The following is a 10,672-nucleotide window of genomic DNA, read 5'->3' as shown; positions in this document are numbered from 1 at the left end:
TTTTCGTTTTCCTCTCATTTCCTAACCAATCTATCAATGAACTTTCCGTGTTTTGCGGGGTGCAAATGTAACATCTGTTTTCAAATCTCACAAGCTTTTTGAAATCTTTTTTTGAAAATAAATTTTCTCCTTGATCCCGTATGCTTGTCAGTATTTCAGTGAACGTCTATCGCTGTTGCGGGTGCAAAAGTAGTCTCTTTATTGAGTAAAACAATAGCTTTTCTTCACTATTTTTAATCTTTTCTATAAGTAACTGGTTTGGTGTTTTTTACAAGGCGAAGTTTTTTGGATGGCTTTGGAGTTTTGCCTGTTTTGGGTGGTTGGGGTGGTTGAACCACGAAGACGCTAAGACGCGAAGGTTTGTTTTTTCTTGGTTTTTCTGGTTTGCCGTGAGTCTTATATAAGACACAAAGCTGGATTTTGACTTGCTTTATTAATCTCGCAAAGACGCAAAGGCGCTAAGTTTTGATTTTGGGAGCTGGTTTTCTTCTGAAGCCAGTCTCTTTATTGCACTGAATTTCTTTTGAAAGCTACTCCCCTAGCCCCGATAGTAGTAGAAATCTCTTTGTGCCGGGGTTCAGCACAAAAGATTGGAATGGATAGCGGGATTAGGTTCCTTACTCAAATTACAAAATTTTTAAATTACAAATTAAAATAAAAGCTAGTCTATGTATTTTATGTAATAAAAATTGCTCTTATATATTATAGCAGAAACTTCTCCTTATATATAGCCATCAAATAAAAAACCCGATAGTCTTTGAAACTATCGGGTTATATAATCAAAATCTTGACTTAGTTCCTGGCATAAGAATACCAATAAGTGAACGATTTAAATACGAGCTTACAGTTGTTGTGAAAAATCGCTTTTTTTACCTCTCCTAAACCGAATCCACACATACACTAAGGATAAGAAAACCATTATTGCGCTGGCGTACATCAACATTGGAATTTTTGCAATCACATCCTGATATACCCATCCGGCGAAAAGTGCACCAAGACCAATTCCTGCTTCCAAGGCAATATACATCGTCGCCATAGCTTTGCCACGATGTTCCGGGAAACTCATATCAACCGTCCAGGCATTTAAAGCCGGAGAAACAATTCCCGTAGAAACTCCATATAATGCTGCTCCTGCCAAAAATCCGGCAATCGATGTTGAAAATCCAACAATCACCAAGGATATAATTAATAAAAAGAGTCCGATCCCTATTAAACGAAGACGACCGTATTTGTCAGACGCTTTTCCTGCGCCAAAACGAATCATTACCGAAGTTATGGTGAAGACCATAAAAAACAGACCCTTATTGGCAATTCCTAAATGCTGGCTCCAATCCGGAATCAACGTCAGGATAACACCATAAGCCATATAAGAAAGAAAAGTTACGATAGCTGCAGGAAGGACCTCTAAAGCTATAATATCTTTTCGCGAAATTTTTAAAATACGCAAGCTAAAACGTTGTTTATGTTTTAACGTTTCCTTCATATTCATTAGAATAACAATAGACAGAAGAGCAAAAACAGAAGAAGCATAAAAAAGCATGTTCATAGATGAATACAATTTAATCGAGCTTCCAATAGCCGGACCAAGAGCCATTCCTATAGAAAAGCACAATCCATGCAACCCCAAAGCTTCACCCCAGCGTTCTCTTGGCACAATATCTGCAACATAAGCCGCAGTAGCTGTAGGTTTGAATCCAGTAGAAAATCCGTGAATTAATCTCAAGAATAAAAATCCGGAAACTGTCCCTAAAACCGGATATAAAATACCGCAGACAAAACAAACAATAGAGCCAACTGCCATTACAGGTACTCTTCCTAAAGTATCGGTCAACCGACCACTAAAAGGTCTGGAAATTCCTGCTGTTAAAGTAAAGAGGGCAATAATTAATCCTTTATACTCCGCTCCTCCCATATTACTCAAATATTCGGGCAATTCAGGAATCAGCATATTAAAACTGGCAGAAAAAAGTAATGAACTTAAACAGACTAATCCAAATTGTAGATTATAAATGGGATGGAGGGCTTTTACGGGGGAATTCATGAGGATTTTTTAGAAATGCAAAAATAATGAAAACTCCCGTTTAAAACTAATAGCTTTTTTTATGAAAAGTACCGCAGGCTCTTTACAATATTCTCTATCCTCGATAATATTAAGTTTATCATCTTAAATTCAAAAAGTACAAGTAAAAAAAAATCCAAATCCCAGTTTTAAGTTGGAATTTGGATTTTCAAAATTGAAATATATTTTGTTATTCCAAAACAAAACTAACACTAACGTTTGCTGTCACTTCAATTTCTCCAATTGCTAAAGTTTGGTTTGGAGCTCCCGCTGAATCCATTTCCATTGATTTCATAGCAGCATACATTGGTTGTGGACGGTAAACCTGAGTATTGTCAGAAATAGTATAAGCTTTACCCACTTTTTGTCCTAATACAGAAACATAATCTTCTGCTTTTAATTTAGCTTCTTTCATCGCCAATTTACGAGCTTCTGATTCTAGTTGAACTAATTTAGAAGTTTCAAAAGAAACTCTGTCGATACGGTTAATTCCTTGTTGAACTAAACCATCCATTAAGTCATCGTATTTTGTTAAGTCTTTTAGAATGATTTCTACTGTTTGAGTAGCATTGTAGCTTGTTTTCTTTTTCTCGTAATCGTATTGAGGATTAAGCGCTACTTGTTTGGTTTTGTAATCTGCTGCAGGAATATTCATTTTTTTTATAAATTTTAAAACTGCATCGATTTTCTCGTCATTTTGTTTTTTGACATCTTTAGCATTATTCCCTTTTGTTTCAACAGTTGCTGAAATACAAACCTGATCAGGTGCTACTTTTACTTTTCCTTCCCCACTTACATTGATTTGAGGAATTTGTTTGATTTCTTGAGCGTAAGACATAGTCATAAACATGATTGTTAAAAATAATAGTGCTTTCTTCATTTTTGTTATATTTAAATTGTTTGATAATGGAATTTCAAAAGTTGTGCCAATATTATAATTTGCCCAATTTTGCCATTACAAAAAGTATCAAAATAGGAATAGCCAATAGAATTACCATCAAACTATGATCTACAATTAATGAAGGTTCTTTTATCAAAGTAATCAAATAACCACCTATAGCACCTCCAAAATGTGCTGTGTGTCCAATATTGTCATTTTTGGCGCGCATTCCGTAAATTGAATACAATAAATATAAAATTCCGAATAAATATGCCGGCATGGGTATGACAAAGAAAATTCCCAACATCATATCGGGTTGTAATAATATTGCAGAATACAAAACTCCCGTTACCGCCCCCGAAGCACCAACGGCCCTATAACTGTAATCATTCTTGTGAAATAACATGGTAAGTAAGCTTCCGAATATTAAACTACCGAAGTAAATTAAAACAAAAGAAAAAGTGCCCATCCATTGTATTACAACAGGAGCAAAAAACCATAATGTAAGCATATTAAACGCTAAGTGCATGATATCTGCATGCAAAAATCCCGACGAAAGCATTCTGATTTGTTCTCCAGAGCGAATACTTCCAACATGAAATTCGTATTTTCTAAAAAAAGCAAGATCGTTAAATCCTTTATAACTAATCAAAGCATTGGCCACTATTATTCCAACTAAAATGGTATTCATAAAAAACATTTAATGTGAATTGTAAATATAGTCATTCTTAAACATATGTTAGTGTCGAAGCAAAATATCAGTGGTTATTCATTTTTATTTTATATTTGTAAAAAAAATTAAATGCAGTTTCTCGTTTATATATTAGCCTATCCTTTACTTTGGCTTATCTCTATACTTCCATTCCGACTATTTTATTTATTTTCAGACTTTGTGTACTTTTTGGTTTACAGGGTTATTGGATATCGTAAAAAAGTAGTGAGAGATAATCTGGCTCTTACCTTACCACATTTGAGTGATTCAGAAAGAAAAAAAATTGAAAAGAAATTCTATCATCACATGTGTGACATGTTTTTAGAAATGATTAAAACAATGTCCATTTCCCACGAAGAAATGGAAAAAAGATTCCAGGTAACTAACATCGAATTAGTGCAGGATTATGCAAAAAAAGGGAAGAGTATAATTCTGGTAGCTTCGCATTATGCCAGCTACGAATGGCTGTTAACTATTAACCCTAAATTAGGTTTTCAAGGAATTGCGGTTTATAAAAGGCTTGCTAATCCTTATTTTGATAAATTGATTCGAAAAATACGCTCAAGATATAAAACAGAAATGGTCGAAACCAGAAAAGCAATTCCAACAATGGCGCAAAATCAGCGTGAGGGAAAACTAAGTTTATATGGTTTAGCAAGCGATCAGTCTCCAAAACTCGACCGAATCTTTCATTCAATGAAGTTTATGGGTATTGAAGCGCCTGTGCACACCGGAGCCGAAATGCTGGCTAAAAAATACGATTTAAGTGTTGTAATGGTAAAAGTAAAAAAGGTATCGAGAGGCTATTATGAAGCTACTTTTCTTCCAATTGCAGACAATCCGAATGATTACGAGAATTTCGAAATAACAGAAAAGTATTTAAGAGAAGTAGAAAAACAAATTTATGAAGCTCCTGAATATTATTTATGGACACATAAAAGATGGAAACATCGGGTGGAATAACTACTCATCAAAAAATTAAAATCCAAAAAGGTAACCGTTACTTTCTTGGATTTTTTATTTTATAAAACGATCAAAACAAGAATCTCCAGTATACTACTATGTCCAGAAGGTTCTTGATGGGTTTTTGTAATATTTTTTCTTCACCTTATATAAAGAATAAATTACAGAAACAATATACATTTGAAGTGATAAATATTTTCCCAAATCTAAATTATCCTAATATGACAAAAAAATTATGTTTTTCATTTTTACTGTCCTGTTTTTTTGCAGTAACAATTTTCGCTCAAAGCCCCAAACGAGGGATAGCTTACAAAGACCATTCAACAGCTGATTTACTTGCCCTAAAGCCAGGAGTTTCGTGGTGGTACAACTGGGGTTCTTTACCTGAAAAGGATACCAATGCCAATTATTCCTCTATTGGTGTTGAATATGTACCCATGGCATGGGGAAAAATCAATGATGACGATGTACAGGCTTTTATAAACAGAATTAAACCCGGCGCAAAATACTTATTAGCCTACAATGAGCCTAACTTTAATGATGGTGCGAGATTAACTCCGCAGGACGCTGTAAATAATTGGGTTAATGTTGAGAGAGTCGCTGCTGCCAAAAATCTCGAAATAGTAAGCGCATCCCCAGCCTTTAATGACCCGAACAATAATTATGGAGGTTATAGCAGCCCCACTGCATGGCATGATCAGTTTTTTCTTTTATGCCCAACCTGCAAAGTCGATTATATTGCCTTTCATACTTATGACAGAACCTCAGGCGATGTAATTGGTGTAACCGGACTTTTAAAAAAATACAATAGACCTGTTTGGGTAACTGAATTTGCCAACAGAGTAGTTCAGACGGCAGCACAAAAAACTGCGTTTATGAAAGAAATCATAACTAATTTTGAAAACGATCCGGATATTTATCGCTATTCGTGGTTTACCGGAAGAGTTCCCGCCGAATGGGTAGATATGGCAGAAGGACCTTTATTAGCTCCCGAAAGTGGTGTTCTAAGACCTATCGGGCTGGAATATATCAATACTGCTTATACTGCTAAAAAAATGAACGTTCCCGGCAGAATACTCGCCAATAAACATTACCGTCGAAAAGGAACGAGCCTGCAAAATACGACAGATTCAGGAACAGTACAAAATGTAAGTGCTATAGACCATGGGGACTGGAATGAATTTATGCTAAACAATGACAATGCCGGAACTTATAATTTTTCTTTTAGGATGGCATCTACAGCTCAGGGTAAATTTGATATTTTAGTAAATGATGTTGTCGTTAAAACAGACGAAACATTTCCGGCGACTGGTGGCTTACAAATCTATACGAACAAAATTATAAACGGCATTGCATTGCCAAAAGGAGAAGTTTACCTGAAAATTAAATTCAAATCAAACAATATGAGTTTTAATTATATTGATGTTACAATAGCAAGCTTAGGGGTAAATAATCCGGTAATTGAGCAAGACTTTTTTACGGTTTATCCAAATCCTATTAAAAGTCAGTCAGTACTTCATATAAAATCAGTAAATACAGAACCTTTAGTTTTAAAAATTGCAGATATCAGAGGGCAAATTTGCTATTCTTCGGATACTCATTTTACCAATGAAGATATTAAAATTGGAGATAAACTGCTATCAACGGGAGTTTATATTGTAACTGCTAGTTATGGTTCAGTAAAAAAATCATTGAAAATTATCAAGAACTAAGATTCTAATTAATATACGAACCAAGAGTTGAAATGTACCATTAGGCACTCAATATTGGTAGCCCTATAGGTTCAAAATTCGTTGGCGTGCCGCAGGCACGCAACAAAATGATAACTACTGCGTACCTACGGCACGCTAAATTTAATCCATTTATGTTTTCTACCAATATTTAGTGCCTAACAGCGCAAATTGCAGGCTTTCCACCCTAGATTGCATTCAATAAAAAAGCCTCTTTCAATTATGAAAGAGGCTTTTTTATTGAAGAATTGCTAAAAATTTAAATTCCTGCAATTGCTTTTATTTCATCGATAATACGAAGTGCCAGAACATCTGCTTTTTCCTGAGATGGAGCTTCTGTATAAATTCTGATGATTGGTTCTGTGTTTGATTTTCTTAAATGAACCCATTCTGTCGCAAAATCAATTTTCACACCATCAATAGTTGTGATATCTTCGTTTTTATATTTTTCAGTCATCGCTACTAAAATCGCATCAACATCAATTTGTGGTGTCAATTCAATTTTATTTTTGCTCATGTAATATTCGGGATATGAGGCGCGTAATGCCGAAACTGATATTTTTTTATTTGCCAAATGTGTCAGGAACAACGCCACGCCTACCAAACTATCGCGCCCATAATGAGATTCAGGGTAAATAATTCCGCCATTGCCTTCACCACCAATAATAGCGTTATTTTTTTTCATCAATGCCACTACATTTACTTCTCCTACTGCACTTGCTTCGTATTTTCCGCCGTGTGCAATAGTTATGTCGCGCAATGCACGTGATGATGACATATTGGAAACTGTATTTCCCGGAGTTTTACTCAACACATAATCCGCGCAAGCCACTAATGTATATTCTTCTCCAAACATTTCTCCGTCTTCGCTAATAAATGCCAAACGATCTACGTCCGGATCTACTACCACCCCTAAATCAGCTTTTTCTTTTACTACCAATTCAGAAATATCCGTTAAATGCTCTTTTAAAGGTTCCGGATTGTGCGGGAAATGTCCGTTTGGTTCGCAGTATAATTTTACTACTTCAACGCCCATTAATTCTAATAATTTCGGAATAATAATTCCTCCCGATGAATTTACACCATCAACCACTACTTTAAACTTTGCTGCTTTTACCGCTTCAACATCAACTAAAGGCAAATTCAAAACCTCGTCGATATGAATATCCATATACGCATCATTTACGGTAATTTCGCCTAAGCTGTCGACATCCGAAAAATCAAAAGCTTCAGCATCGGCAATTTCAAGAATTTTAGCGCCTTGTTCTCCGCTTAAAAATTCTCCTTTTGCATTCAGCAATTTTAAAGCATTCCATTGTTTAGGATTATGAGAAGCTGTCAGGATAATTCCGCCATCTGCTTTTTCTAAAGGAACAGCCACTTCTACTGTTGGCGTTGTTGAAAGTCCAAGATCTATTACATTAATTCCTAAACCTATTAAAGTATTAACCACAAGATTGTGAATCATTGGGCCGGAAATTCTTGCATCACGACCAATTACAACCGTTAATTTTTCTTTTGAAGTATTGTTTTTAAGAAAAGTACCGTATGCCGATGCGAATTTCACAGCGTCAACAGGAGTCAGGTTATCTCCTACTTTTCCACCAATTGTTCCTCTTATTCCTGATATCGATTTTATTAAAGTCATTTTTATGAGTTATGGTTACCAGTTACAAATATAGAAAAGTTACTAAGCTTCTAAGATACTAAGGGGCTAAGAATTTTTAAAAAAAGTTACTGAGTAGCTAAGTTACTAAGGTCCTGAGATTCTTAAGCATCTTTTAAAAAGTTCAAAGTACCGGATAAACTAAGTTGATAAACTGTATCATTCACTAAAACGAAATCAAAAACTTTTTCATACTTTTACTAAACTTAGTGACTTAGCTACTTAGAACTTTAGTAGCTTGAAAAATATAGTTTTACTAAAATAACTTAGTTTCTTAGCCACTCAGAAACTTAGAAACTTAAAAAAAATGAATTTCCTAGCCCACATTTATTTGTCCGGAGACAATGATCTAATCAAAATTGGCAATTTTATGGCCGATGGAATTCGCGGAAAACAATTTGAACATTTTCCCCAAGAGGTTCAAAAAGGTATTATTTTACACCGCTCCATAGATACTTATACAGATTCGCATGATGTTTTCAGACAAAGCACCAAACGTTTACATGAAAAATACCATCATTATGCAGGCGTTATTGTTGATATTGTTTACGACCATTTTTTAGCCAAAAACTGGGAAAAATATTCCGATGAAAAGTTAGATCAATTCATCAACAGATTTTACAGATCGTTACACGAAAATTATCCTATTTTAACAGAGAAAACGCAGCGCCTGATGCCTACTATGATTCAGGAAAACTGGCTTTGGAGCTACCAGACTGTCGAAGGAATTCATCATATCCTGACTCAAATGGACCGAAGGTCTAAAAATTTATCAAAGATGCAGTTTGCAAGTGCAGAACTAGTGGAGTTTTATTCTGAATTCGAACAGGAATTCACACTCTTTTTTGAAGATATCAAATCACATTCAAAACAAAAATTACTGACTTTATAGAATCCGTCAGATTCTATAAAAACAAAATACGATTCTCTTTTATGAAAAAAATAGCATTCTTATTCAGCTTTATCTCCATATATAGTTTTGCCCAGCAAACTGCAAAACCAACCGGATTAGTAGCTACAAAAGCGATGGTGGTTTCGGCCCGCCAGGAAGCCTCTAAAGTGGGCGCTGAAATTATACAAAAAGGCGGAAACGCATTCGATGCCATGGTGGCTACCGAATTGGCACTTGCAGTGGCATATCCGTACGCAGGAAATCTTGGCGGCGGTGGATTTATGGTATACAGAAAAGCAAATGGCGAAGTGGGGTCTTTAGATTATCGTGAAAAAGCACCATTGGCAGCAACAAAAGATATGTTTTTGGACAAAGACGGAAATGTTATAAAAGGTAAAAGTACCGAAACGGCTCTTGCAATTGGTGTCCCCGGAACGATCGCCGGTGTTTTTGCGGTTCATAAAAAACTAGGTTCTTTGCCAATGGCAGAAATTCTAAAACCCGTTATCGCTTTGGCAGAAAGAGGTGTTGTGGTAACCAAAAAACAGGAAAAAAGACTTCAGGATTATCATGATGCGATTGTAAAAATAAATGGCCCTAATACCTTATTAGCGGGTAACTTTAAAGAAAATGATACCATAAAATATCCGGCTCTTGCCAATACTTTAAAACGAATTGCAAAAAACGGAAGAAATGAGTTTTATAAAGGTCAAACGGCTAAAATCCTGGTGAATTATCTTCAGAAAAAAGGCGGAATTATAACGCTGAAAGATTTGGAGAAATACGAAGCCAAATGGAGAGAGCCATTACAATTTAATTACAAAGATTTAAAAATTACTTCGATGGCGCCTCCTAGCAGCGGTGGAATATGTCTGGCGCAAATAATGAAAATGATTGCTCCTTATGATTTGGCTAAAATGGGACATAACTCAGAGGAATCGATTCAGGTAATTGTTGAAGCCGAAAGAAGGGCTTATGCAGATAGAAGTCAGTTTTTGGGAGATCCGGATTTCGTAAAAATTCCCATTAACGGGTTATTATCTGATTCTTATTTAAAAGGCAGAATGTCAACTTTCGACACAAACAAAGCCAGTGTATCATCAGAAATAAAAGAAGGAAAAGTAAGTTTTAACGAAAGCACCGAAACTACTCATTATTCGATTGTTGATGAGCAAGGAAATGCTGTTGCAGCAACAACCACACTCAATGATGGTTACGGATCTAAATATTACTGTGATGAATTAGGTTTCTTTTTGAATAATGAAATGGACGATTTTAGTGCCAAACCAGGATCTCCAAATATGTTTGGTCTGGTAGGAAACGAAGCCAACAGCATTGCGCCTCAAAAAAGAATGCTTAGCTCCATGACACCAACAATTGTCGAGAAAAACGGAAAATTATTTATGGTTGTTGGTTCTCCAGGAGGATCAACGATTATTACAAGTGTATTACAAGCGATTTTAAACGTATACCAATACAATTTAAGCATGCAGGATGCTGTAAATGCTCCGCGTTTTCACCACCAATGGTTGCCGGACTTAATTACTTTTGAACCGAATGCTTTTGATAAAAATACTATAGACAAACTAAAAGCAAAAGGATATTTAATCAACGAGAAAACAACTCCTGTAATTGGTAAATTAGACTGTATATTAGTTCTACCAAATAACAGTCTGGAAGGTGGAGCAGATTGCCGAGGAGACGATACAGCAGTTGGTTTTTAATTTAGTTGCTGATTTTTATTTTATATTCAAACATTATGAGCTAAAT

8 protein-coding genes are annotated in these 10,672 nt (G+C 35.4%); 4 read left to right on the top strand and 4 right to left on the bottom strand.

Annotated elements, in window-relative coordinates:
- Nucleotides 1-841: 841 nt before the first annotated feature.
- From GIY83_RS03565 to GIY83_RS03555, 3 genes are all read right to left on the bottom strand, one after another.
- Nucleotides 842-2,041: an MFS transporter gene (locus GIY83_RS03565; protein ID WP_208684754.1), complete on the bottom strand. Its 1,200-nt coding sequence runs from the start codon at nt 2,039-2,041 to the stop codon at nt 842-844.
- Nucleotides 2,042-2,249: 208 nt separating this feature from the next.
- On the bottom strand, nt 2,250-2,939 hold the full coding sequence (locus GIY83_RS03560) for an SIMPL domain-containing protein (RefSeq protein ID WP_194619709.1): 690 nt from the start codon (nt 2,937-2,939) through the stop codon (nt 2,250-2,252).
- A gap of 52 nt (nt 2,940-2,991) precedes the next feature.
- Nucleotides 2,992-3,630 (bottom strand): rhomboid family intramembrane serine protease, encoded by a 639-nt coding sequence (locus tag GIY83_RS03555; RefSeq protein ID WP_194619711.1) that lies wholly within the window; start codon nt 3,628-3,630, stop codon nt 2,992-2,994.
- 111 nt (nt 3,631-3,741) lie between these two features.
- Between GIY83_RS03555 and GIY83_RS03550 the strand changes: the two genes are divergently transcribed.
- On the top strand, nt 3,742-4,614 hold the full coding sequence (locus GIY83_RS03550; protein ID WP_208684752.1) for a lysophospholipid acyltransferase family protein: 873 nt from the start codon (nt 3,742-3,744) through the stop codon (nt 4,612-4,614).
- A 221-nt stretch (nt 4,615-4,835) separates the two neighbouring features.
- Nucleotides 4,836-6,326 (top strand): glycosyl hydrolase, encoded by a 1,491-nt coding sequence (locus tag GIY83_RS03545; protein WP_208684750.1) that lies wholly within the window; start codon nt 4,836-4,838, stop codon nt 6,324-6,326.
- 277 nt (nt 6,327-6,603) lie between these two features.
- Here the strand turns inward: GIY83_RS03545 and glmM are convergent, their stop codons facing one another.
- Complete coding sequence (glmM, locus tag GIY83_RS03540; protein WP_208684748.1) at nt 6,604-7,992, bottom strand: phosphoglucosamine mutase; 1,389 nt, start codon at nt 7,990-7,992, stop codon at nt 6,604-6,606.
- A gap of 325 nt (nt 7,993-8,317) precedes the next feature.
- Here glmM and GIY83_RS03535 point away from each other — a divergent pair, with 325 nt between their 5' ends.
- Nucleotides 8,318-8,902 carry an ACP phosphodiesterase gene (locus tag GIY83_RS03535; protein ID WP_208684746.1) on the top strand — a complete coding sequence of 195 codons (585 nt, stop codon included), beginning with the start codon at nt 8,318-8,320 and terminating at the stop codon, nt 8,900-8,902.
- Between the two features lie 41 nt (nt 8,903-8,943).
- A complete protein-coding gene (gene ggt / locus GIY83_RS03530) occupies nt 8,944-10,626 on the top strand; it encodes a gamma-glutamyltransferase (protein ID WP_208684744.1) in 1,683 nt (560 codons plus the stop codon).
- The last annotated feature ends 46 nt before the right edge of the window (nt 10,627-10,672 follow it).

This window comes from Flavobacterium sp. SLB02 (genome assembly GCF_009664855.1).
Classification (GTDB): domain Bacteria; phylum Bacteroidota; class Bacteroidia; order Flavobacteriales; family Flavobacteriaceae; genus Flavobacterium.
This window is presented reverse-complemented; position numbering and strand designations above follow the sequence as displayed.